Raw genomic sequence first — 23,553 nt, 5'->3', positions numbered from 1 at the left:
CACCCAACCCCCCCGTCACCCAATCCATCCCTTTCGGCGCCAACTGCGGCAACCAAAGCCTGTTCACCGTCCAGTCCGGCATCAAAGTCGAAGACGCTCTCGTCCTGGTCTCTGAATACCTGTCGTGCGCAGCAGCCACGGCTTATGAATCCGCCGACAACACTTCAGCAGAATTTCGGCCATTGGCGAGGTCGGTGGTGCATCAGATCGAAGCGGCGCGAGCTTTGGTGGAGGCTTCGATTGCGGGGTTGGGGGATGCTTCGGGAGAGGTGCGGAGCGCGTAGCACAATGGTTCGTATCTGGCAGGTTTGCCGGCAGCGGTTTTGAATACGCCACCGCCGGCAAGCCGAGTTGATACGGGGGATTGAGTAAATCCCCTAGCCCTCGCTCTTATCCAACGTCCGCAACTTCTGCGGCAAACCCCACATCAGCAACCCCGCTGCAATCACGCTGGTCACGCCAATCACGTACAGCGCGGGTGTGGTGCTGCCGGTGATGTCTTTGATGTGGCCGACCATCACGGGGCTGACGATGCCGCCGAACTGGCCGAGGGTGTTGATGAGGGCGATACCCCCTGCGGCACCCGCGCCAGCGCCGGCGAGGAGTTTGGGTGGCAGGGTCCAGAACGCCGGGATGGAGGCGACGATGCCACCGCCGAGCATGGCCAGGGAGACGATGAGCATGCTGGTGTGTTGGGCGAATATGCCGGCGCTGAAGAAGCCGATGGCGCCGAGGACGACGAGGCCGCAGACGAATTTGCGACGCTCGCCGCTGGCGTCGGAGAGACGGCCGACGACGACCATGCTGATGGCGCCGCAGATGTACGGAATGGCGGTGAGCAGGCCGATGATGACCGGGCTTTCGACGCCTGCGCTGCGAATCAGTTGTGGTGCCCAGAAGTTGAGGCCGTAGGACGCGACCTGGATCAGGAAGTAGATCAGGCCGAGCATCAGGAAGCCTGGCATTTTCAGGGCGGTGAGCAGCGAGCCGCCGTGTTTGTTCGGTTCGTGGTGGGCGATGCGACTGGAGAGGTAGGTCTTCTCGTCATCGGTCAGCCAATGGGCGTCGGCGACGCGATCTTTGAGCAGTTTCAGGACGGCGAAACCCAAAGCGATGCACGGCAGGCCGCCGAGCAGAAACAGCCAGTGCCACCCGCGCATGTGCATCACGCCATCCATGCCGCCGAGCACCAGCCCGGAGATGGGCGCGCCGAGCAGACCGGCGAATGCCGACGCCAGGAACAGCGTGGAGGTGATGCGACCGCGGTAGGTTTGCGGGAACCACAGCGTCAGATAGAACAGCACGCCAGGTGCGAAGCCGGCTTCCATTGCGCCGATGATGAAACGCAGCACGTAGAACTGCCATTCGGCGTTGACGAAGACCATGAGGGCCGTGGCGATGCCCCAGGAAATCATGATGCGGGCGATCCAGCGGCGGGCGCCGACCTTGTACAGCATGATGTTGCTCGGCACTTCGAACAGCACGTAGCCGATGACGAACAGGCTGGCGCCGAGGCCGTAGGCGGTGTCGCTCAGGCTCAGGTCGGTTTGCAGCTGGAACTTGGCGAAGCTGATGTTGATACGGTCGAAGAAGGCGAACAGATAGCAGACCATGATCAGCGGCATCAGGCGCCAGGCGACTTTGCGGATCAGCGCTTTTTCGGCGCTTACAACCTCGGCGAGGCTGCTGTTCGGGGTCAGAACAGAGATTGTCATTGCGGTCACTCCAGTTGGACTTCCCAAAGGGAGCCCTATTGTTTTTGTTGTCTGGACGAACACCCGGGGTGGCGTGTTCGTACGGTTCGTGGGAGGGGCTTGGTCTCGTATGCGCGGCGTCATCAATGATTTCGTCATTGATAGAACGCATCGCGAGCAACCTCCCTCCCACAGGTTTTGTGTCGCCTCAAAAATTGTGTCGGCTCAGGATTCAGGCCGGCAGGTTCTCCGGCGCGGGATGCAGGTCGCAGTTGCGTCCGGCCTTGGCGACTTGCCCCGGCATTTCATGGCCCAGCAGCGCAGGCAGTCGACGGGACATCGTCAGCAGATGCGGCAGGTCGATCCCGGTATCGATGCCCATTTCTTCGCACATGTTCACCAGGTCTTCGGTGCAGATATTTCCTGATGCCCCCGGCGCGAACGGGCATCCGCCAAGGCCGCCGAGCGAGGCATCGAAGCGGCGCGCGCCCGCCTCGTAAGCCGCCAGCACGTTGCTCAGTCCAAGGCCGCGGGTGTTGTGGAAATGCAGGGTCAGGGCCGACGCCGGGATGCGGGTCAGCACGCGTTGCACCAGCCGATGCACCTGTCGCGGGTTGGCCATGCCGGTTGTGTCGGCCAGTGATATGCCCTTCATGCCCAGCTCCAGATACGCATCGACGATCTGCAGCACTCGGTCTTCATCGATCTTGCCTTCAAACGGACAACCAAACGTGGTGGCGATGGAGCCGTTGAGGCGCACCGCGCTGTCAGACGCGAACGACACCACATCGGCGAACGCATTGAGCGATTGCTCACAACGCATGCGCATGTTTGCAAGGTTGTGAGTCTGGCTGGCGGACATCACCAGATTCAATTCGTCGGCGCCTGCATCGATGGCTCGCTGAGCGCCCTTGAGATTGGGTATCAGCGCCACATAGATCACACCCGCATGACGCTGAATGCCGCGAAACACTTCATCGCCATCACGCAGCGCCGGAATAGCCTTGGGAGAGACAAAAGAACCGGCTTCGATGCGGCTGAAACCGGCGAGAGAAAGCTGGTCGATCAGCGCGATCTTGTCGGCAGTTTCGACCCAGGTCGGTTCGATTTGAAGCCCGTCGCGCGGCGAGACTTCCTGAACGATCAGGCGCTCGGAAAAGTCAGTAATCATTGCACCACCCCATCGGTTTTGAGTTGGGCGATATCGGCGGCGGTCAGGCCCAGATCGCCGAGTACGCTGTCGGTGTGCTGGCCCAGCGCAGGACCCTGCCAGTTCACCGAGCCCGGTGTTTCGGAAAGCTTGGGCACGATGCCTGGCATCTTCACGTTCGTACCGCCAGGCAGTTGCGCGTCGAGGATCATCTCGCGGGCCTGATAGTGCGGATCGGCGACGATATCGGCAACGTTGTAAATGCGGCCCGCCGGGACTTCAGCCTGTTCCAGCGCTTGCAGTACGTCATCGATTGGCAAGCTGGACGACCAGGCACTGATCGTCGCGTCGAGCATTTCGCTTTGGGCGGCGCGGCCGTCGTTTTGCGCAAACTCAGGGGCTTCGCCCAGATCCGGGCGGCCAATGGTCTGCATCAGGCGTTTGAAGATCGGGTCGCTATTACCCGCGATCACCACGTACGCGCCATCGGCGGTCGGGTAAGTGTTGGAAGGCGCGATGCCCGGCAAGGCACCGCCGCTGCGCTCGCGAACATGGCCGAGCATGTCGTATTCGGGGACCAGGCTTTCCATGAGGTTGAACACGCTTTCGACCAGCGAGACGTCGACGATCTGGCCATCGCCCTGCCCGGTCTTCACACGGAGCAAGGACATCAATGCGCCCATGACGGCGTGCATCGATGCCAGCGAATCACCGAGGCTGACGCCCACTCGGGCCGGAGGCGAACCGGGAGTGCCAGTGGTGTAGCGGATGCCGCCCATGGCCTCGCCGATGGCGCCGAAACCGGGACGATCGCGATAAGGCCCGGACTGGCCGTAGCCGGAAATACGCACCAGCGTCAGCTTGGGGTTCAGGGCATGCAGAACGTCCCAGCCAAGACCGAGTTTTTCCAGCGCGCCGGGGCGCAGGTTTTCGATCAGCACGTCGGCGCTTTCGGCCAGACGTTTGATGATCTCGATGCCTTCGGGGGATTTGAGGTTGAGCGAGAGGGACTTCTTGTTGCGCGACTGCAGATACCACCACAGCGAGGTGCCTTCGTGCAGCTTTCGCCATTTACGAAGAGGATCTCCCTGCCCCATCGATTCGATCTTGATCACCTCGGCGCCGAACTCGCCCATCAGGCGTGCGGCAAAGGGCGCTGCGATCAGTGTGCCGATTTCAATCACGCGCACACCGTTCAGGGGGCCTGTCATAGCGGATACCTCAAGTGTTTCTTGGAATTTGTGTCCAAGACTAGAGGACCAGGGTTTGGCAAATCCAACCGTATGTTGGCAAGGGTCGTTCGCGAAACGCGAACGCTAGACGCTGTGTCGTTGAAGGTGCTCGAACAACAGCTGGCTGACCGGCGACAGTGCTTCCTGGTCCCGGACCACAAGAATCAGGGTCCGCTGCGCCCAGGCATCGCTCAAGGAAACAGCCGTGAGCCCCAGCGGCAAGCCGAGCAACTCGAATGCCTTGCGCGGTAGAACGCCGATGCCCATGTTGGCCTGCACCATCCGGCACATCGCGTCGAATCCCGGCACATGAATGCGCACTCGCAGCGGCTTGCCGTGGGATCGCGCAGCGGTGTGCGTGCGCATATTGATGGAACTGGCAGCGTGCAAACCGATATGGTCGCTGCCCAGAGTCTCTTCGAAAGCGACTTGTTTGAGGTCCGCGAGGGGATGATCGGGGCGCATCACCACGACCAGTTCATCGTGGCGATACGGCACACTGAATAGCCCTTGAACGTCAGTATCTTCGGAGCAGATGCCAATGTCAGCGACGCCATCGATCAGTCCCTGAACCACGCCGTTGCTGGGGCGTTCTTCCAGGTCGACTTTGACGCGCTCATGACTGGTGGTGAATTCGTGCAGGTCTTCCGGCAGGAACTGGATGATGGCCGAGAGATTCGCCAGCATACGCACGTAGCCGCGCATGCCTTGCAGGTGCTCGTCGAGCTCCAGGCCCATTTTTTCCAGATCGAACAACATGCGCCGTGCGTGATGCAGCAAGGTTTCGCCCGCTGCCGTCAGGACCATGCCCTTGGCATTACGCACGAACAGGCCGATACCCAGCACTTCCTCAAGCTCCATCAGCCGCTTGCTGGCTGCTGACGTGGCAATGGCTTCTCGTGCTGCCGCGCGGGTCAGGGTCCCTTCTTCATACACCGCGACGAACAGTTTCAGGGTGATCAGATCAAGGCGACGAATGAGGTTTTTATGCAGCATGGCAAGGTTCTCAGCGACTGAGCGAGGGCAAGAATACACGCAAACCCGCGATTGAACGTTTGTCCCTATGCCTGTCCAAGGGGTCGATGGCCCGCATTACCGGCTCATCGGCCCGCAGCGGCACAGAGAAACAGCTGTCCCCCTCCCCGATGACGCCGCCTTCGAGTAACGTATAGCCATGTCCGCCGGGCCATCGCCTCCTCATTCAGGTGACAGAGACCCGCAACCGAAACACGATAGAAGGCCCCACCGTGCATAACGTCCGATTGATCAAATACGTCTGGACCCATCAGACCCCAGAAATTTCCTCCGAATGGTCGAAGCTTCTGTATGAAGTCGAGCTACCGTTCGTCCCTTTTCATGGCTTGAACATCCAGCTGCCCGACCAGCGCGCCTGGCGCATCCGCGACGTCGAGTGGAACGTGGAAGAGCAGACCTTTCGCTGCCACATCGAGGATCAGTTCATGAATCTGCTCGATGTCGACGACTCCTATGAAGACTGGATCGACATGCTGCTCGAATGTGGCTGGGAGCTGAGCGGGCGCTATACCAATGAGCACAACAAGACCTGATTCCTGCATTTTGCGATTCAGGTTTCTGGGATGTCTGCAGGATGCTGTACCTTCCCCGGCAAAATCGTGAACGGCTGCCAGACTGATTCATGAGCCAGGCAAGAGGCCTGCCCCAACAGGCCCTGTATTTACCTTGAGCGCTGCTGCCATGAAATGGATTTCCCGCTGTATCCGTTACGCGACGTGCGCGTTTCTCGCGTGGTCGTCGCTGGCGTCTGCCACGCCTGTCATCGACTTCTATTTTCCCGAAGCCCCACCACTGACCATGGCCAACCAGGGCGATCAGCATGGCATCGCAGGCGATGTCACGCTCAAAGCGATGGAAATGGCCGGGTACACCGCCAATTTCCTATCGCCCCCATGGCCGCGCGCGCAACGTGATGTCTCCAGTGGCAAGGACCTGCTGATCGCACCGCTGTCTCGCACCCAGAATCGGGAAAACAGCTTCACCTGGATCGCACCGCTGCTGACCATGGACCGGACGTTTTTCAGCCTGGACCAACGGGTCGAAAGCTTCGAGGAGGCGAAAAAAGCATTCAAGCTGATCGCAGTCGGCATCGGCACCGCACAGGAAACGCGCCTGCGCGAGGAAGGTTTCGCGGCCTCACAGATCTACCCGCTGAAAATCGGCGACAACCCCGCACTGATGCTGCTCAGGGGGCGCGTCGATGCCTGGTTCAATGGTGTGCCTGAAAGCCGCTATATCTGGAAACAGCTCAGCGACCGGCCGTTGGTCATGAGCCGTGTGTTGATGACGGCGAACGTCTATCTGGCGTGCTCAAAAGACTGCGATCCGCAGATGGTGGAAAAGCTGAAAACGGCTGTCGAAACCCTTCAGGCCAATGGGACCGCCGACAAGATCGAAGCAGGGTATTTGAAGGGGTTGCCGGGGTCGTGATCAATCGCAGCACGGCTTAAGCGCGTAGGCGTGGTCTACCTGAGTCGTCTTTAGCAGTCCGCCTTTGCCGGCAGTGGCGGTTTCAATGTCGCTACCGCCGGTAAGCCGCGCTGCTACAGGTGGCCACGCCCGCATCAGCGATGCGGGACAACACCTTATGGCAAGAAAATAACCTTATCGACGCTGCCCTGATTGACCTCGGCGTAACGCGCCAGACCGTCTTCCAGCGCGCACTCGATCAGCCCGGTCGGCAACGGCAATTTCCCTTCGTCGAACAGCTTGCCGAACTGCTCCAGCATCCGCGCGCACTCTTCAACGCCGTACAGCAGCGAGTTGATCCCCACCACCGAGCCGCCTTTGCGATACAGCGCCAATGCCGGCAACTGCACATGCCCGTCGACCGGCGCCGCGATGATGGCGATGCGACCGAACGGCGCAAGTCCCTGAACGGCCGCGGGGAGCCAGAAGCCTGTGGTGTCGAAAATGACGTCGGCGCCACCCTCGAACACGGCGTTGACCTGGGCGCCGAGGTGCTCGGGTTTGTCCAGCAGGATCGCGTCAAAGCCGCGCTCTTGCAGTGCCGCCAACTGTTCCGGGCGACGCACCGCAGCCAGCACTTGAGCGCCACGCACCTTCGCCAGATTGATCGCCGCATTACCCACCGCGCCATTGGCGCCAAGGACCAGCAGTCGCGTGTTCGCATCAACGAGGCTGCGCTCCAGTGCATCCCACGCGGTGGTGTAAGGCACACCAAGGCTGGCGGCCTGTGCAAAACTCAGCGATTTTGGTTTGATCGCAACGCCCTTCGCCGACAGCGTGATGTAACCGGCATGAGAGCCATTGCGCGAAAAACCGATCTTGTTGCCGGTGCCCCAGACTTCCTGGCCAATCAATTCTTGCGGGCCTTCGACCACGACGCCTGCAAAGTCGCGCCCCGGCACTCGCGGCAAGGTGGTGTAGGGGAATCGTCCGAGCACGTTCTTCACATCGCTGGGGTTCAGGCCGGCGGCCTTGATCTGTACCAGCACCTCGCCTGCTGCGGGCACGGCCTTCGGCAGATCAACGACTTCCAGTGCAGCGAGGTCGCCGGTTCGGGAAAATTGCAGTGCTTTCATGGTATTCAAAATCCAGAAGAGAGAAGCGAATTCAGGAGATCAGGTTGGCGACCAGCTGGCGGCCCATCGGCCAGAGCTTTTCGCCCGCCTGCATGCCGAGCAGACCGACCAGCGCCACCAGTGGAGGCGCCGGCGAGCGAAAGTCGAGGGCGCCGTACAGCAAGCCGACGGCGATGCCGATTGCGAGTGAAATGATGTAGCTCATGATGAACTCCGGTGCCTTGCGTCGTGCGGCGCGATTGCAACACGGCGGCGTTTAGCGATGACCAGAGTGTAAGAAGCGGCCGGGAAAGCTACCGGCCAAGTACTTCTGAATTTCGGACATCATCAGAAGGCCAGTCCCGAGCATTGCCGGACTGCTACAGAGTAGCGATGGTCTCAGCCGGATTGTTCACCAAGGGGATATTGCGAGGGGGCCATGCCCAGTTCTCGGCGGAACATGTCACTGAAGCTGCTGGGCGAATAGCCCATGGAGCGGGCGATGACGCTGACCGGTACGCCCTGGATGATCTCCGCCACGGCCGTCGCCAGCTGCACTTGGCGACGCCATTCGGCGAAGCCCATCCCCAGCACTGCCTGAAACAGACGCGAAAGCGTACGCACGCTGGCCCCGGCGTTCTCCGCGTGCTGCTCGAACGGCACGTCGATGGAGGGCTCGATCATCACAGCCTGGCAGACGTTCATCAGACGACGATCACTGTCATCAGGCATCGGCACTTTCAGCAGCGAACGCTTGGCTTTTTTCAGCTCCAGCAACGCCAGACTGACCAGCGCGCTGTAGTAATCGGAATCCTTGTCCTGCTCGGCGACCAGATTGATGATCAACTCGCGCAGCAGCCGCGCGACTTCAAAGACTTGAACCGTGCTTTCCAGCGTCCGGGCGAGCGCAGGACGCAGGTAGATATTGCGCATCTCCAGATCCGACACCACGCGAATGCCATGAGGCACGCCCGGCGGCAACCAGACCGCGCGCTGCGGCGGCACTACCAACGCCTCGTTCGGCGTCTCGACCCACATTACGCCGGACATCGCATACAAAACCTGCCCCCAGTCATGCTCGTGCGGCTCGATGTACAAACCACGCGGGTACGTCCGCGACAACGGCTGCACCGCAACGGCGGTATCGGAGAGGTCAGGGGGAGCGGCGATGGCCATGGAGTGTGATCGGCGAAAAGGTAGTGGGATGGTACATCACTGTAGGAGACGCCGGAGGTCACGACGGCAGCGAACGCGGGATTTCAGGCGGCTCAGTTGCTACCGACCCACCGATGTCGCTGCCGTCGTGACCTCCGGCGTCTCCCACAAAGATGAATGCGGATCTGGAATCAGAAGCCCCCAGAGCACAATTCTTTGATATGCAAAAACGCCCCGATCTCTCGACCGGGGCGTTCTGTTACCGCTTCAGTTCAACAACCGTTCAACATCAGAAAACGTTGATCGGGTAGTCGATGAAGATACGGGTTTCGTTACCGCCGACGTTGTAGTTATCCACATCGTTGGATACCCGCAGCCAGGAGTTGCGCAGGCGCAGGGACAGGTCCTTGGCCGGGCCGCTCTGGACGACGTAGGTCAACTGGCTGAACAGCTCACGCTCTTCGCCACGGCCACGGTCGGAGCCGTCGTCGATGTTGTCGCCGCGCACGTAAGCCACTTTGTAGCTCAGGCCCGGGGTGACGACAGTGGCCAGGTTGACGCCATAACCCAACTGCCAGGAGCGCTCGTCCTTGCCGTTGAAGTCGGACCAGTAGGAGTTGGCCAGGTAGATGGTGTTGCCGCCATCGCTGAAACCGCCGTTGTTCCGGTAGCCGCCGTAGTTGTAGCCGGTTTCGCCGGTGCTGCGCTGATGCGCGATGGTGAAGGAGTGGATACCAACGGCCCAGGTGGCGGCCAGGCTCCAGATCTTGTTGTCGCGTGCGTCGTCGACAGCGACTTCTTTGTCCAGCTTGGTCTTGTAGCCGTTGAAGTCGAAGGTCAGCGACTGATCTTTCGGCAACGCCCAGACGTAGTTCAGGTTCAGGTACTGCTTCTTGAGCGTGTCTTCGTCGTCGGAAGCGTAGAACGCGCCGCTCAGAGCGTCGGTGAACTTGTAGGCTGCGCCATAGACGTTGATGCTTTTGAGGTCGCCGCTATCACGGCCTTCGGCGCTCTTGCGGGTCTGGGCGGTGAAGCGGCCAGCCACCAGCTTGAGGTCCTTGATCTCTTCGGAAGTGATCATGGTGCCGGTGTAGCTCTCTGGCAGCAGACGCGAGTTGTCGTGACTCAGCACTGGCAGCTCCGGCATCATGTCGCCGTATTTCAGCACAGTGTTGGAGATGCGGAATTTGACCGCGCCGCCAAAACGCTGCAGATCGTCAGCGGCGTTACCGCTGTCGCCCTGTTTGAAGAAGTCGATACCGCCTGCGCCGCTTTTGCCTTTACCGCCGTCCAGACGAACAGCGTACAGGCCGAACGCGTCGACACCGACGCCGACCGTGCCTTGAGTGAAACCGGACGAATAGTTGGCCATGAACGCCTGGCCCCATTCAGCGCGGTCTTGCGGGCCGTTCTTGTAGTCGCGACTGATGTAGGCGTTGCGCAGATTGACCTTCAGGCTGCTGTCATCGACGAAGCCCTTGGAGTCTGCCTGGCCGTCCGCCATGGCATGAGTGGCGGCGATGATGCCCAGGGCGAGCAGACCGATACGCTGTTTCATCTTGTTGTCCTTGTGAGCAGATTAATCGCGCGCTGTGGCAAATACCCAGACAGGTAATTGCGTCTCCCAGAACTGAAAACAGTCCCGGAAGCCCGCACGAAATCATCGCAGTGGACTACTGATGCACGTACATGGCGCTAGGCCACAGGCGGTGGAGGCGCGAATGCTATCCGCGGCCTACCGGTGTGTCAATTTGATGAAAACCAAATCGATGAGTGTGCACGCCTCCCCCACACGGCGAAGGTGTGCGTCTCAGTTGTGGAGTATGCCCAGCAACGCCTCCAGTTCGGCGTCGTTGATCAGGCCGGACGGGTAACGCTGAATCAACATCGCCCGGTAGTCGGGTGCCTGCTGTTTGGGTGCCTGGGTTATCCGTAACCAGTCCGCCATCATCTGCCGTGCTTCACTGCTCGCAGACAAACCTCGAGTCACGCGTGACTCATAAACTGCGTTCATAGGGATAACCTCTTGCTTCTTGAACGGCGAAATCTACTCACTGTTTGTTACAGACGAACTAAACGAATAACCGTTTAGGAAAACCTGCACACTCACTCGCGGGGTAAGCGTGAAAACGCTACCCACAAAAAAGCCCATCGTCCGATGGGCTCTCAAGACAGCAAGAAGCGAACCAACTCAGCGGCGGTGCGGTGCCGGTTGTTGCTGGGTCAGGCAATGGATATTACCGCCGCCGAGCAGCAATTCGCGGCCTGGCACCATCACCACCTCATGCTCCGGGAAGAGCTTCTGCAGGATTTCCCGTGCGGTTTCATCCAGTGGATCATCGAAACTCGGCGCGATGATGCCGCCATTGACGATCAGAAAGTTCACATAAGAACCGGCCAGACGCACCGAAGGGTTGCGTTCCTGGCTACCGTGCACCTGATCGACCCCTGCGCACTCTTCATCGGTAGCGAACAGCGGTCCCGGAATCGGCATCTTGTGTACGACGAACGGGCGACCTTTGGCGTCTCGAGCATTCTCCAGAACGCCCATCGCGGCCTGGCAACGCGAGTAATTAGGGTCTTTCGGGTCATCGGTCCAGGCCAGCAGGACTTCGCCGGGACGCACGTAGCAGCAGAAGTTATCCACATGGCCGTCGGTTTCGTCGTTGTACAGGCCATCCGGCAGCCAGATGATTTTCTCGACCGACAGGTGATCGCGCAGCACTGCTTCGATCTCTTCGCGAGACAGATGCGGATTGCGGTTGCGGTTGAGCAGGCATTCTTCAGTGGTGATCAACGTGCCTTCGCCGTCGACATGGATCGAGCCGCCTTCCAGCACGAAACCTTCGGTGACATAGCGCGGGCAACGTTCGATTTCCAGGACTTTGCTCGCCAGGGCAGCGTCCAGATTCCATGGCGAATACAGGCCGCCATCGAAGCCACCCCAGGCATTGAAACCCCAATCCACACCGCGCACTTCCCCGCTGTCATTGATCACGAACGTCGGGCCGGTGTCGCGCACCCAGGCGTCGTCGTTGCTGATTTCGACGACACGAATGTTCGGCACATCGAGGCGGGCGCGCGCGTTGTCGTATTGCGCAGCGGAAACAGCGACGGTTACTGGCTCGAAACGGGCGATGGCCTTGGCCACCGCGACGTGCGCGGTCTGTACCGGTTTGCCGCCCAGGCGCCAGTTGTCCGGACGCTCGGGCCACACCATCCAGGTCTGGGTCTGCGCGGCCCATTCGGCGGGCATGTAGAAGCCATCGGCGCGTGGCGTGCTGTTGAGTGTGGTCATTGCAATCAAGGCTCCAGTGAACCGTCGAGGGTTTTCAATGCGCCATACAGGTTGGGACGACGGTCACGGAAGGAGCCCCAGGCGCTGCGGATGTGTTCAAGTTCATCGAGGTCGAAGCTGTGTACTAGCACGCCCTCTTCGGTTTGATTGAGTTCTTCGACCTTTTCGCCAAACTGGTTGGCGATAAACGACGAGCCGTAGAACGTGATGTCGTAGCCGTCCTGCTCTTCGTTGCCGATGCGGTTGCTGGCGATCAAGGGCATCAGGTTAGCGCCCGCGTGGCCCTGTTGCACGCGTTGCCAGTGATCGCGCGAGCTGATGGTCTTGTCGTGGGGCTCGCTGCCGATGGCTGTCGGGTAGAGCAGAATCTCCGCGCCCTGCAACGCCATGCTGCGTGCGCACTCCGGAAACCATTGATCCCAGCAGATGCCGACGCCGATTTTCGCGTAGCGCGTGTTCCAGACCTTGAAGCCCGTGTCGCCGGGGTTGAAATAGTACTTCTCGTGGTAGCCAGGGCCGTCTGGAATATGGCTCTTGCGATACACACCCAGATTGCTGCCATCGGCGTCGATGATTGCGATGCTGTTGAAGCGCGCGCGGCCGGCCAATTCGTAAAAGCTGATCGGCAGTACCACTTGCAGTTCTTTGGCGATTTTCTGGAAGTGAGAAATCGCAACGTTGCTTTCGGTTGGCGTGGCCAACTGCAGATAGTCAGGGTTCGGCTTCTGGCAGAAGTAAGGCGCTTCGAACAGCTCCTGAATCAGGATGATCTGCGCGCCCTTGGCAGCGGCTTCTCGAACCAGCCTTTCAGCGGTCTCGATATTGGCCTCCAGATCCCACGAGCAGGCCATTTGGGTAGCGGCGACGGTAACGATGCGACTCATGGAAATCCTCCGACGGCAGATGCGAAAGGCGTTTCACCCTGACAGGGGAGCGCTGACAATCTGGGCGTCTTTATAGCCGATAAAAATCGACTTTAGAAGCGCAAAATCAGAACCATGTCGTTTTGAATCGTTTTAGTACCGATATTAATCTGCATATTTTTTCGTTTTACCAGTCCGGCTTGTCGGCGGGAGCGATCCCAAGAGTGCCACCGCCGGCAAGCCGGACTGCTATAGGGAGGGTGCGCCAGGCACTAAAGCCCTAGCCCTCCAGCTCGCCCAACACCTTGGAGACGTTATCGACAAAGAAGTCGACGCTGCGACGGGTCGTGACCATCGGCGGCTTGATCTTGAGGATGTTCAGGTAATCCCCGGTTGGCTGCATGAAGATGCCCAGTTCACGCAGACGGTCGCAGAGGTAGGTGGTTTCCTCGGTGGCCGGCTCCAGGGTTTCGCGATTGCGCACCAGTTCCAGCCCCAGGTAGAAGCCCGAACCATGGGCGGCACCCACCAGCGGATGTTTATCGATCAGCGCCAGCAGCCGCTCCTTGAAGTAGCCGCCGACCATTTGGGCGTTTTCCCACAAGCGTTCTTCTTCCATCACATCCAGCACTGCCATGCCGATGCGGCAGCTCACCGGACTGCCGCCTGACGAGGAGAAGAAATAACCCTCGGCTTCCAGCGCTTCCGCAATCTCGCGACGAGTGATCACCGCACCAAGCGGATGACCATTACCCATACCCTTGGCCATGGTGATGATGTCCGGGATCACGCCCTGCTCTTCAAAACCCCAGAAGTAGTGCCCCAGACGTCCGTAACCCACCTGAACCTCATCAGCGATGCACACCCCGCCGTGGGCGCGGACCTTTTGATAGACCTGTTGCAGATAACCCGGTGGCAGGGAGATTCCGCCCGCGTTGCCATACACCGGCTCGCAGATAAACCCTGCCAGTTGCCGACCTTCTTCGGCGAGCCGCGCCAGATGAGCATCGACACTTTTCAGATAAAAAGGCGTGCTGTCGGCGCCACGGGCCTCGCCTCGATACGTATTCGGTGCGACAACCGGGTGCACCCACTCCGGACGCGTGCTCAGCGCTTGCGGGTTATCGGCAATAGAGGTCGAGATGGCGTCGGTGGCCACTGACCAGCCGTGGTAGGCCTCCAGCACGCTCAAGACCTCGCGTCCGCCGCTGTAGGCCCACGCCAGACGGATCGCCAGATCGTTGGCTTCGGTGCCGCTGTTCACCAGAAACACCCGATCCATGCCTTGCGGCGCAAGCTTGAGCAGCCGCTCGGAGAACTCAGCAATGGCGGCGTAATGAAAGCGCGAGTTGGTATTGAGCAATGACCATTGTTTTGCCGCCACTCGTGCCATGCGCGGATGCCCATGCCCCAGTACCGCGACATTGTTGAGCATGTCCAGATACGAACGGCCCTGCATGTCGATCAGATGGTTGCGCCAACCGCGTTCGATCTGCGGCGGCGCCTGGTAATAGTGCTTCTGCGAACGGGCGAAGCTGGCGTCACGCCGGGCCAGCAATTCGGCTGAATCGGTAAGGACCGGGGCATCGCAATCGAACCCCAGCAACGTTCTGGGTGAGGGGCACAATGCGCGCCACGCAGCGGCCCGGGAAGGCGTGGTGAACAATGGTGGGCTGACATCCGGCTGCGAACACAGCTGGACGATCAGCGAGCCACCGCCCTGCCCGATCACGTCGCCTGCACCAAACTCCACACCGGAATCAAAATCCGAACGCACACCCCACACCCGCAGGTTCGATTCGGCGCCAACCAGCATCAAGGCGCCGTCGGCGGTATGACGCAGGGTGCCGTGGAACGGCGCATGAACCGCAGTGCCGTGAGGGATCAGTAGTTCGACATGCAGCGCGAAGGTTTCGGGCTCACGGGCGCTGTCAGGCAAGGTTCTCGACAAGCGATATTCGCCGTATCGGCTCGCAGCCAGACCGTGAACGTAGGCAGCCTCTTGGAGCAGTTGCTCATCGATGCCGCTTTGTTCCCAGTTGCCCGCCTCGAAATGCTCGCTGAGCACACTTAGATCAACCATCGTGAAATGCTGCCCACCCAGGCTCGGCAGCAGAGGCGAAAATTCAGTCGCGCTGTCGTCCTCGTTCAGCATGCCAACGCAGCCAAGTATTGCAGCCTCCATCAGCGCTATCGGGACGGAGGTCGCCACGTCGAAGATGTTCCATTCGCTGTCGAGATTGGCCTGAATGTAGGTGTTATCGGGCTCGATGCTGGCCTGCTGTTCGCTACTGAGGACCAACACCGCCGAGCGCGCGACGATCAGTGGCCAGAGTGCCTGCAACTCTTGCGGCAGCAAGGGGTTGATCCCGTGATAGGCACGAATCGCCGGCAGGATGTACAGCGGGTCGCCCTCGGCGTGGTGCAGCAACGCGGCGCAGGTGACCGACAGATCGGCAATGCGCCAGGTGCGTACCAGATCGCCGAAGTCGATCAGCCCCTGCAATTGCCACATGTGGTGAGCATCGCGCTCCCAGACCACGTTGTACTCGGTGATGTCCATGTGAATCGCCTGCACCGGTAACTCGGCGATCAAAGGCAGCAGGCGCGCGTGGGCTTGCTGCGCGGCTTCTTCGATAAACGTGCGCTCTTCGGCGTTATCGATGACCGGCAGCAGATGCTTGATCAGAGCACTGGCGTGGCGTGGGTCCCATTGCAAAATACGCTCGAGACCGGGGTGTTCGAAATCAGCAAGCGCCACATCGACTCGGGCACAGAGTTCGGCCAGCCCGGTCATCACCTGGCGGCTCATATGTTCCACATGCGCTAGCGACTGGCCGTCGATGAACTCCAGCAGGCGCAAGTGCACTGCATGACCGCCGAGGTTTAATGACAACAGGTCCTGACCGTCCATGGCAGGGGTGACAGCCGGCACTCGTACATCTGAATGTTCACCCAGATGGCGCAGCGCTGCGTGCTGGGCGGCCAATTCAACGGTCGAGTAGTCGCCATGGCAGATCTTCAACACGAACCGCCGCCCGTCGCCTGTGTCGAGCAGGAAGTTGCGATCCTGATGACTACCTAACTCCTTGAGCGCGCCCGCCAGCCCGTAATAAGTCGCCAGCAACTCGGCAGCCTGGTCATCGGTGACCTCCGGACAAGGCAGACTGGATCGACGAATCAGAGTGGCGAGCGGCATTTGGATGGCCCCGAAGGCAATGATGGACGAACAATATCGCCAGTTGCCCGCAAGATTGGCAACTCTCAAAGCGCATGACGTAAAGAAATCGTTTGGAGGATCGATAGATAGCCTGGTCGTTACACGAATGAAACACTCACGGCGGTTTTATGACGCTATCGATGCCAGGCAATCAATTAATTTCATGGCCTCTGAGCGGTTTGCGCCTTGCGCCTGTCATCGCAGGCCCACAAGCTATGCTTCGTTATCTTGACGTCCATCCAGGGAAGAAGGTTTAGCCATGCGAATACTTGTCACCGGTGGCGCCGGTTTTATCGGTTCTGCGCTGATCCGCCATTTGATCAACAACACCGACCATGACGTACTGAACTTCGACAAACTGACGTACGCAGGCAACCTCGAATCGCTGCAGAGCATCGTTACCAATACCCGCTATGAACTCGTGCAGGAGGACATCATCGATCAGGCCGCCGTCAGCGAGGTGCTCACCCGCTTCAAGCCGGAGGCGATCATGCACCTGGCGGCCGAGTCCCACGTCGACCGGTCAATCGATGGCCCGGGCGAATTCATCCAGACCAACATCGTCGGGACCTACAGCCTGCTGGAGGCCACTCGCGGGTACTGGTCGACCTTGCCAGACGCCGAGCGTGCATCCTTCCGCTTCCATCACATTTCCACCGACGAAGTGTATGGCGACCTGCATGGCGTGGATGACCTGTTCACCGAAACCACACCATACGCTCCAAGCTCGCCGTACTCAGCCAGCAAGGCAGCGTCCGATCACCTGGTTCGTGCCTGGCACCGCACTTATGGCCTGCCGGTGGTGGTGACCAACTGCTCGAACAACTACGGGCCGTTCCACTTCCCGGAGAAACTCATTCCACTGGTAATCCTCAATGCGCTGGCGGGCAAACCGCTGCCTGTGTACGGCAATGGCCTGCAGGTGCGTGACTGGCTGTTCGTCGAGGACCACGCCCGGGCATTGCTCAAGGTCGTCACCGAGGGCAAGGTCGGCGAGACCTACAACATCGGCGGCCACAACGAGCAGAAGAACATCGACGTCGTGCGCGGCATCTGCGCGCTGCTTGATGAGTTGGCGCCGGAGCAACGCAAGGGCGTGGCCAATTACGCCGACTTGATCACTTACGTGACCGATCGTCCTGGCCACGACATGCGCTACGCCATCGACGCCAGCAAGATCGAGCACGACCTTGGCTGGACGCCGGAAGAAACATTCGAATCAGGACTGCGCAAAACCGTGCAGTGGTATCTGGACAATCTGGAGTGGTGCCGCAACGTGCAGGACGGCAGCTACCAGGGCGAACGCTTGGGCACCAATGTGAAGGATCTGATCGCATGACCAAAGGAATCGTATTGGCAGGGGGTTCAGGCACGCGCCTGCACCCAATCACTCTCGGCGTCTCCAAGCAACTGTTGCCGATCTATGACAAACCGATGATCTACTACCCGATTTCGGTGCTGATGCTGGCGGGTATCAAGGACATTCTGGTCATTTCCACGCCACTGGACTTGCCGCAATATCGCGCGCTGCTGGGCGACGGGAGCCAGTTTGGCGTGCATTTCCACTATGCCGAACAGCCAAAACCAGATGGCCTGGCTCAGGCGTTTCTGATCGGGGAAGAATTCATCGGCAATGACTCGGTCTGCCTGATTCTGGGCGACAACATTTTCCACGGTCAGCATTTCAGCGATCAGCTCAAACGCGCGGCCGACCATGAAACCGGCGCAACCGTGTTCGGTTACTGGGTAAAGGATCCGGAGCGGTTCGGCGTGGTGGACTTCGACGAAAACGGCCATGCGCTGTCCATCGAAGAAAAACCCAAGACACCGAAATCCAGCTACGCGGTGACCGGTCTGTATTTTTACGATAATTCAGTGGTCCAGATCGCCAAGGACGTCAAACCGTCACCACGCGGCGAACTCGAGATCACCGACGTCAACAACGCCTACCTCAAAAACGGTGCGCTGCGGGTCGAGCGCTTCGGACGCGGTTTCGCCTGGCTGGATACCGGCACCCATGACAGCCTGCTGGACGCCTCGCAGTACGTGCAGACGATCGAGCACCGTCAAGGTCTGAAGGTCGCCTGCCTGGAGGAAATCGCGTTCCAGAACGGCTGGATAGATCGCGCTTACTTGCTGAAACGGGCTGACTATTTCGGCAAGACCGGCTACGGTCAGTACCTGTTCAAAGTCGCAGGGGAAAGCCAGTGAAAGTTTCAGAGAGCGAATTGCCTGAAGTCCTCATCATCGAGCCAAAGGTGTTTGGCGATGAACGTGGGTTCTTTTACGAAAGCTTCAATGCCAAGGCTTTCAGCGAAGAAACAGGGGTCACTGCGCAGTTTGTGCAGGACAACCATTCGCGCTCGCAAAAAGGGGTGCTGCGCGGTCTGCATTACCAGATCGAAAACCCACAGGGCAAGCTGGTGCGGGTCACGGCTGGCAAGGTGATGGACATCGCTGTCGACATTCGTCGCAGCTCCCCACACTTCGGCAAATGGTTCGGGCTTGAGCTGTCGGCGGAAAACGCCAGACAGCTATGGATCCCGCCAGGCTTCGCTCATGGATTTGTCGTGCTCAGCGACTATGCCGAGTTCCTGTACAAGACCACCGACTATTACACACCGTCTGCCGAGCGCTGCATTCGCTGGGACGACCCGGACCTGGCCATCGACTGGGGCCTGAGCGAACCACCCACACTGTCGGCCAAGGATCAGGTCGGCAAGAGCCTGAAAGAGGCGGACCTGTTCCCATGAGTGCGCCGTTGCGGATATTGATCAGCGGGCAACACGGCCAGGTTTCGCAGGCATTGCAGACATCCTTGCAAGATCTCGGAGAGCTGATCGTGTTGGGCCGCGACCGGCTTGATCTGAGTCAGCCAGAATCCATTCGTGACGTGGTGCGCGTGATCAAACCCGATCTGATCATCAACGCAGCCGCGCATACGGCTGTGGATCAGGCCGAGAGCGAACCGGAACTGGCGCATGCGATCAACGCGAGCTCCCCCGGCGTATTCGCCGAAGAAGCCGCAGCACTCGGCATCCCGTTCATCCACTACTCCACCGACTATGTGTTCGATGGCAGCAAAGATGGTCTGTGGGATGAAACTGATACGCCGAATCCGCTCGGCGTTTATGGCAGCAGCAAACTGGCGGGCGAACAGGCGATCGAAAAAGCCGGTGGGCAGTATCTGATTCTGCGCACTAGCTGGGTGTATTCCCTGACGGGTCGTAATTTTCTCCTGACCATGCAACGCCTGCTGCAAGAGCGCGAGAAGCTGACGATTGTCGGTGATCAGATCGGCGCGCCAACATGGGCAGGCACCATCGCGCAAAGCACCCGTGAGTTGATCGAGCGCTGGCACGACGGCAAGCCGGGGGCGTGGGGCGTCTATCACCTGACTGCCAGCGGCGAGACGTCGTGGTTCGGTTTTGCCCAGGCGATTGGTCAGGAGCTGATCAAAGCCGGCAAGTCATGCGCGACCCTTGAGCCCATCCCGTCCAGCGCCTACCCGACCCCGGCCAAGCGCCCTCTCAACTCACGTCTGGACTGCAGCCGCCTGCATCGTGAATGGGGCGTAAGCCAGCCAGGCTGGCATGACGCAATGCTGGAGTGCTTAGCGCAGCAGCCGTAGGCATAATGCGGCGTACATCCGATATCAAACCGGCGTACGCCTACGATGACCAGCTCTCTCCCACGCCGCCCACGCTGGCGCAGTCTTGCCCTGCTGGCGCTGATACTCGCGCCGTTGCTCTGGCCGCTCGAGCGGCTGGCCGAGCACTATTACCGCAGCGAGCTGTTGAGCCAGAACCGCCAGACCCTCGACCTCTACGTCGCCAACCTGCTCGGCACCTTGCACCGCTACGAAGTCCTGCCGCAGATCCTTGGCGACCTCCCGGGGCTGCGCACCATGCTGGCCAACCCTCAGGATCAGCAGGTCCAAGCCCAGGCCAATCAACTGTTGATGAATACCGCCCGGCAAACCGGCGCCGAAGTCATCTACCTGATGGCTCCCAACGGCGACACGCTGGCGGCGTCCAACTGGGACAAACAGGACAGTTTCGTCGGCCGCAACTTCGCCTTTCGCCCCTATTTCAGCAACGCCATGGCAGGCAAGCTGGGGCGGTTCTTCGGGCTGGGGACCACCTCGGCCAAGCGTGGGTATTTTTTTGCAGCTGCCGTGCGCGACGGCAATACAGTTATTGGCGTGCTGGTGGTCAAGGTCGATCTGGACCTGACCGAAACCCTCTGGGGCAAGACGCCGGAACAGCTGCTGGTCACCGACCACAACGGCGTGGTGATTCTGACCTCCAATCCCAACTGGCGCTTCCGGGCCACCCGCCCGCTGAGCGAGGAAGAGAAACAGGCCATTGTTGCCATTCAGCCTTATCCGACCCGCGATCCGCGCCCTTTGCAGCTGGATGAAAACGGCTGGTTGACGCAGACCCAGCAAATCGATGAAACCGGCTGGAGCGTGAATATCCTGGCGCCCAAGGTGCTGGTCTCGCGTCCGGTCCGTACGGTGGTGGCGATTGGCGGCGCTGCGTTGCTGGTGCTGATGTTGCTGCTGGGAATCATGATGCAGCGCCGCCGTCATTATCTGGATCGCATCAATTTCGAAGGCAAGGCTCGACGCGAGCTGGAAGTCCGGGTCGTCGAGCGCACGGCTGATCTGGAAGGCTTGAACCGGCGCCTGCGTCAGGAAGTGCTGGAACGCGAGCACGCCCAGCAGGAGCTGTTCCGCGCTCAGGATGAGCTGGTGCAAGCGGGCAAACTTTCCGCGCTAGGCACCATGTCGGCCAGCATCAGCCATGAACTGAATCAGCCCCTGGCGGCGATTCGCAGTTATGCGGAAAACGCCGAAGTGCTGCTCGACCATCAACGCATCGATGACGCGCGCGGCAACCTCAAGCTGATCAGCGAGCTGACCGGGCGCATGGCCTCGATCATCGCGCATCTTCGCGCGTTCGCTCGCCGTGATCGACATGCGCCGGAAAGCGTCGCCTTGCAACCGGCGCTGGACGATGCGCTGGCGTTGCTTGCCAAACGTCGTCGCGCCATGGACGTCGAGCTGATTCGTGACCTCCCGGCGGCGACGTTGTGGGTGCAGGCCGGCGAAACCCGTCTGCGCCAGGTATTGGGCAACTTGCTGGCGAACGCGCTGGACGCGCTGACCGAAAAAGGCCCACCGCGCAAACTGTGGATAAGTGCCGAGCACAATGCCGAAGGCGTCAACCTGTTCATTCGCGACAATGGCCCCGGCTTTTCCCGCGAGGCGTTGGAGCATGCGCGCGAACCGTTCTTTACCACCAAGACCCGGACCCAGGGCCTCGGGCTGGGCCTTGCGATCTGCGATACCCTGATGCGCGCGCTGGGCGGCGAACTGCTGTTCGCCAATCATCCCGACGGCGGCGCGCTGCTGACGTTGCGCATGCGCACCGGGGCTTCGGGAGTCAGTCTTCAACCGCCAGAGGATCTATCTGCATGACCACGGACACCGCCATCGACAGCAGGATTCAGGTTGTGCTGATCGACGACGACCCACACCTGCGTCAGGCCCTGAGCCAGACGCTGGATCTGGCCGGTCTGAAAATCCTGCCGCTGAGCGATGCCCAAGGCCTGCAAGCGCGCATCGAGCGGGACTGGCCGGGGGTGATTGTCAGTGACATCCGCATGCCGGGCATCGACGGCCTTGAGCTGCTGAACCAACTTCATGCGCAGGACCCCGAGCTTCCCGTGCTGCTCATCACCGGCCACGGCGACGTCCCGTTGGCTGTGCAGGCGATGCGCGCCGGTGCCTATGACTTTCTGGAAAAACCCTTCGCCAGCGATGCCCTGCTCGACAGCGTGCGTCGGGCGCTGGCGTTGCGGCGCTTGGTGCTGGACAACCGAAGCCTGCGTCTGGAACTGGCCGACCGCCAACAACTGAGCACCCGATTGGTCGGGCTTTCAGCGCCTATCCAGCGCCTGCGCGATCAGATTGGCGCGCTTGCCGCCACAAAAGCTGACGTGTTGATTCTTGGCGAAACCGGCGCGGGCAAGGAAGTGGTCGCGCGCGCGTTGCATGATCTGTCCAACCGCCGGGCCGGGCCCTTTGTGGCAATCAACGCCGGGGCTCTGGCCGAGTCGGTGGTGGAAAGCGAGCTGTTCGGCCACGAACCCGGGGCGTTTACCGGTGCGCAGAAGCGTCGCATCGGCAAGTTTGAATTCGCCAATGGCGGCACGCTGTTTCTCGATGAAATCGAGAGCATGAGCATGGACGTGCAGGTCAAATTGCTGCGGCTTTTGCAGGAGCGGGTCGTTGAGCGCTTGGGGGGCAATCAGCAGATCAAGCTGGATATTCGGGTCATCGCGGCGACCAAGGAGGACCTGCGTCAGGCCGCCGATCAAGGCCGCTTCCGCGCCGACTTGTATTACCGCCTGAACGTTGCGCCGCTGCGGATTCCACCCCTGCGTGAGCGTGGCGAGGATGCGCTGGTGCTGTTCCAGCATTTCGCCGACGCCGCCAGCCTGCGTCACGGCCTGCCACGGCACGAACTGCAGCCGGGTCATCGGGCAGTGCTGCTTCGTCACAGCTGGCCGGGCAATGTGCGCGAATTGCAGAATGCCGCCGAACGTTTCGCGCTCGGGCTTGAGCTCGAACTTGAAGGAGCGTCTCAACAGGACATGCCGTCCGCAACTGGTGGGCTTAGTGAGCAGGTCGAGGCCTTCGAACGCGCGCTGATCGCAGCCGAGCTCACTCGACCTCATGGTTCCGTGCGCAGCCTCGCGGAAGCCCTCGGCGTGCCGCGCAAAACCCTGCACGACAAACTGCGTAAACATGGCTTGAATTTCAGCGGTGGTGGTTCCGATGACAACGAGTGACCCAACGTCCCGGCTCCTGGAAGAGGTTCTGCATCAGGACATCCCGCTCACTCGTGACATGGGCGTGAAAGTCATCAGTTGGCAATACCACTCGCTGCGCCTGCACTTGCCGCTTGAGCCAAACATCAACCACAAGAGCACGCTGTTCGGCGGCAGTCTGTATTGCGGTGCGGTGTTGGCAGGATGGGGCTGGCTGTATCTGCGGCTCAAAGAAGCCGGCATCGACGACGGGCACATCGTGATTCAGGAAGGGCAGATCAGCTATCCACTGCCGGTCAAAACTGACGGCGTAGCGATCTGCGATGCGCCGGATGACGCAACCTGGGAGCGATTCGTGAAAATGTACCAGCGTCGCGGGCGGGCAAGGTTGTCACTGGCAACCCGAATTGTCGCCGAGGGTTCGGACGAGTCAGCGGTGGAGTTCGCGGGGCAGTACGTGCTGCATCGCTGAGGCCCTCCCCGCTTTCATTACGACACATGACAATGTGAGAGGGAGCTTGCTGGCGAATGCAGTATCCCA

The 23,553-nt window shown here is 60.3% G+C and carries 21 protein-coding genes and 1 pseudogene; 10 read left to right on the top strand and 12 right to left on the bottom strand.

The window, feature by feature from the left end:
• Positions 1-284: pseudogene (locus tag BWR59_RS32615) on the top strand (hypothetical protein); the annotation flags it as partial.
• Between the two features lie 93 nt (positions 285-377).
• On the opposite strand, the gene BWR59_RS06910 reads toward BWR59_RS32615, so the two are convergent.
• The 4 genes from BWR59_RS06910 to BWR59_RS06895 form a co-directional block, all read right to left on the bottom strand.
• Complete coding sequence (locus BWR59_RS06910; RefSeq protein WP_081564881.1) at positions 378-1,715, bottom strand: MFS transporter; 1,338 nt, start codon at positions 1,713-1,715, stop codon at positions 378-380.
• 211 nt (positions 1,716-1,926) lie between these two features.
• A complete protein-coding gene (locus tag BWR59_RS06905; RefSeq protein WP_081564880.1) occupies positions 1,927-2,865 on the bottom strand; it encodes a hydroxymethylglutaryl-CoA lyase in 939 nt (312 codons plus the stop codon).
• Positions 2,862-4,055 carry a CaiB/BaiF CoA-transferase family protein gene (locus BWR59_RS06900; protein ID WP_081564879.1) on the bottom strand — a complete coding sequence of 398 codons (1,194 nt, stop codon included), beginning with the start codon at positions 4,053-4,055 and terminating at the stop codon, positions 2,862-2,864. Before BWR59_RS06900 ends, BWR59_RS06905 begins: the two co-directional genes overlap by 4 nt.
• 105 nt (positions 4,056-4,160) lie before the next feature.
• Positions 4,161-5,072, bottom strand: coding sequence for a LysR family transcriptional regulator (locus tag BWR59_RS06895; protein ID WP_081564878.1), 912 nt, complete (start codon positions 5,070-5,072; stop codon positions 4,161-4,163).
• Between the two features lie 251 nt (positions 5,073-5,323).
• Between BWR59_RS06895 and BWR59_RS06890 the strand changes: the two genes are divergently transcribed.
• Together BWR59_RS06890 and BWR59_RS06885 are read left to right on the top strand one after the other, a co-directional pair.
• A complete protein-coding gene (locus BWR59_RS06890; protein ID WP_074757986.1) occupies positions 5,324-5,644 on the top strand; it encodes a hypothetical protein in 321 nt (106 codons plus the stop codon).
• Between the two features lie 148 nt (positions 5,645-5,792).
• Complete coding sequence (locus tag BWR59_RS06885; RefSeq protein WP_081564877.1) at positions 5,793-6,542, top strand: transporter substrate-binding domain-containing protein; 750 nt, start codon at positions 5,793-5,795, stop codon at positions 6,540-6,542.
• Positions 6,543-6,697: 155 nt separating this feature from the next.
• On the opposite strand, the gene BWR59_RS06880 is transcribed toward BWR59_RS06885, so the two are convergent.
• The 8 genes from BWR59_RS06880 to BWR59_RS06845 form a co-directional block, all read right to left on the bottom strand.
• On the bottom strand, positions 6,698-7,657 hold the full coding sequence (locus BWR59_RS06880; protein ID WP_081564876.1) for a zinc-binding alcohol dehydrogenase family protein: 960 nt from the start codon (positions 7,655-7,657) through the stop codon (positions 6,698-6,700).
• Positions 7,658-7,688: 31 nt separating this feature from the next.
• Positions 7,689-7,862 (bottom strand): DUF1427 family protein, encoded by a 174-nt coding sequence (locus BWR59_RS06875; RefSeq protein WP_081564875.1) that lies wholly within the window; start codon positions 7,860-7,862, stop codon positions 7,689-7,691.
• A 173-nt stretch (positions 7,863-8,035) separates the two neighbouring features.
• Positions 8,036-8,812 (bottom strand): helix-turn-helix transcriptional regulator, encoded by a 777-nt coding sequence (locus BWR59_RS06870; protein WP_081564874.1) that lies wholly within the window; start codon positions 8,810-8,812, stop codon positions 8,036-8,038.
• A 268-nt stretch (positions 8,813-9,080) separates the two neighbouring features.
• Positions 9,081-10,349 (bottom strand): OprD family porin, encoded by a 1,269-nt coding sequence (locus BWR59_RS06865; protein WP_081564873.1) that lies wholly within the window; start codon positions 10,347-10,349, stop codon positions 9,081-9,083.
• Between the two features lie 252 nt (positions 10,350-10,601).
• On the bottom strand, positions 10,602-10,805 hold the full coding sequence (locus BWR59_RS06860; RefSeq protein ID WP_081564872.1) for a hypothetical protein: 204 nt from the start codon (positions 10,803-10,805) through the stop codon (positions 10,602-10,604).
• Positions 10,806-10,982: 177 nt separating this feature from the next.
• The gene (gene aguA / locus BWR59_RS06855) at positions 10,983-12,089 is read right to left on the bottom strand and encodes an agmatine deiminase (RefSeq protein WP_081564871.1); all 1,107 of its coding nucleotides are present in this window, start codon (positions 12,087-12,089) and stop codon (positions 10,983-10,985) included.
• A 5-nt stretch (positions 12,090-12,094) separates the two neighbouring features.
• Positions 12,095-12,973 carry an N-carbamoylputrescine amidase gene (gene aguB / locus BWR59_RS06850; protein ID WP_081564870.1) on the bottom strand — a complete coding sequence of 293 codons (879 nt, stop codon included), beginning with the start codon at positions 12,971-12,973 and terminating at the stop codon, positions 12,095-12,097.
• Between the two features lie 259 nt (positions 12,974-13,232).
• Complete coding sequence (locus BWR59_RS06845; RefSeq protein ID WP_081564869.1) at positions 13,233-16,151, bottom strand: aminotransferase; 2,919 nt, start codon at positions 16,149-16,151, stop codon at positions 13,233-13,235.
• A 280-nt stretch (positions 16,152-16,431) separates the two neighbouring features.
• Between BWR59_RS06845 and rfbB the strand changes: the two genes are divergently transcribed.
• Genes rfbB through BWR59_RS06810 form a run of 7 tightly spaced genes read left to right on the top strand, consistent with a single transcriptional unit; the run spans position 16,432 to position 23,484 of the window.
• Positions 16,432-17,511, top strand: coding sequence for a dTDP-glucose 4,6-dehydratase (gene rfbB, locus BWR59_RS06840; protein WP_081564868.1), 1,080 nt, complete (start codon positions 16,432-16,434; stop codon positions 17,509-17,511).
• Positions 17,508-18,383, top strand: a complete 876-nt coding sequence (gene rfbA, locus BWR59_RS06835; RefSeq protein WP_081564867.1) for a glucose-1-phosphate thymidylyltransferase RfbA — start codon at positions 17,508-17,510, stop codon at positions 18,381-18,383. The genes rfbB and rfbA overlap by 4 nt, the downstream gene beginning before the upstream one ends.
• Positions 18,380-18,925: a dTDP-4-dehydrorhamnose 3,5-epimerase gene (gene rfbC / locus BWR59_RS06830; protein WP_081564866.1), complete on the top strand. Its 546-nt coding sequence runs from the start codon at positions 18,380-18,382 to the stop codon at positions 18,923-18,925. Before rfbA ends, rfbC begins: the two co-directional genes overlap by 4 nt.
• On the top strand, positions 18,922-19,803 hold the full coding sequence (gene rfbD, locus BWR59_RS06825; RefSeq protein ID WP_081564865.1) for a dTDP-4-dehydrorhamnose reductase: 882 nt from the start codon (positions 18,922-18,924) through the stop codon (positions 19,801-19,803). Before rfbC ends, rfbD begins: the two co-directional genes overlap by 4 nt.
• A gap of 45 nt (positions 19,804-19,848) precedes the next feature.
• Positions 19,849-21,657, top strand: a complete 1,809-nt coding sequence (locus BWR59_RS06820; RefSeq protein ID WP_081564864.1) for an ATP-binding protein — start codon at positions 19,849-19,851, stop codon at positions 21,655-21,657.
• Positions 21,654-23,033 (top strand): sigma-54 dependent transcriptional regulator, encoded by a 1,380-nt coding sequence (locus tag BWR59_RS06815; RefSeq protein ID WP_081564863.1) that lies wholly within the window; start codon positions 21,654-21,656, stop codon positions 23,031-23,033. The genes BWR59_RS06820 and BWR59_RS06815 overlap by 4 nt, the downstream gene beginning before the upstream one ends.
• Complete coding sequence (locus BWR59_RS06810) at positions 23,020-23,484, top strand: YiiD C-terminal domain-containing protein (protein ID WP_081564862.1); 465 nt, start codon at positions 23,020-23,022, stop codon at positions 23,482-23,484. The genes BWR59_RS06815 and BWR59_RS06810 overlap by 14 nt, the downstream gene beginning before the upstream one ends.
• Positions 23,485-23,553: the final 69 nt, after the last annotated feature.

Source organism: Pseudomonas sp. Bc-h (assembly GCF_002080045.1).
GTDB lineage: Bacteria > Pseudomonadota > Gammaproteobacteria > Pseudomonadales > Pseudomonadaceae > Aquipseudomonas.
This window is presented reverse-complemented; position numbering and strand designations above follow the sequence as displayed.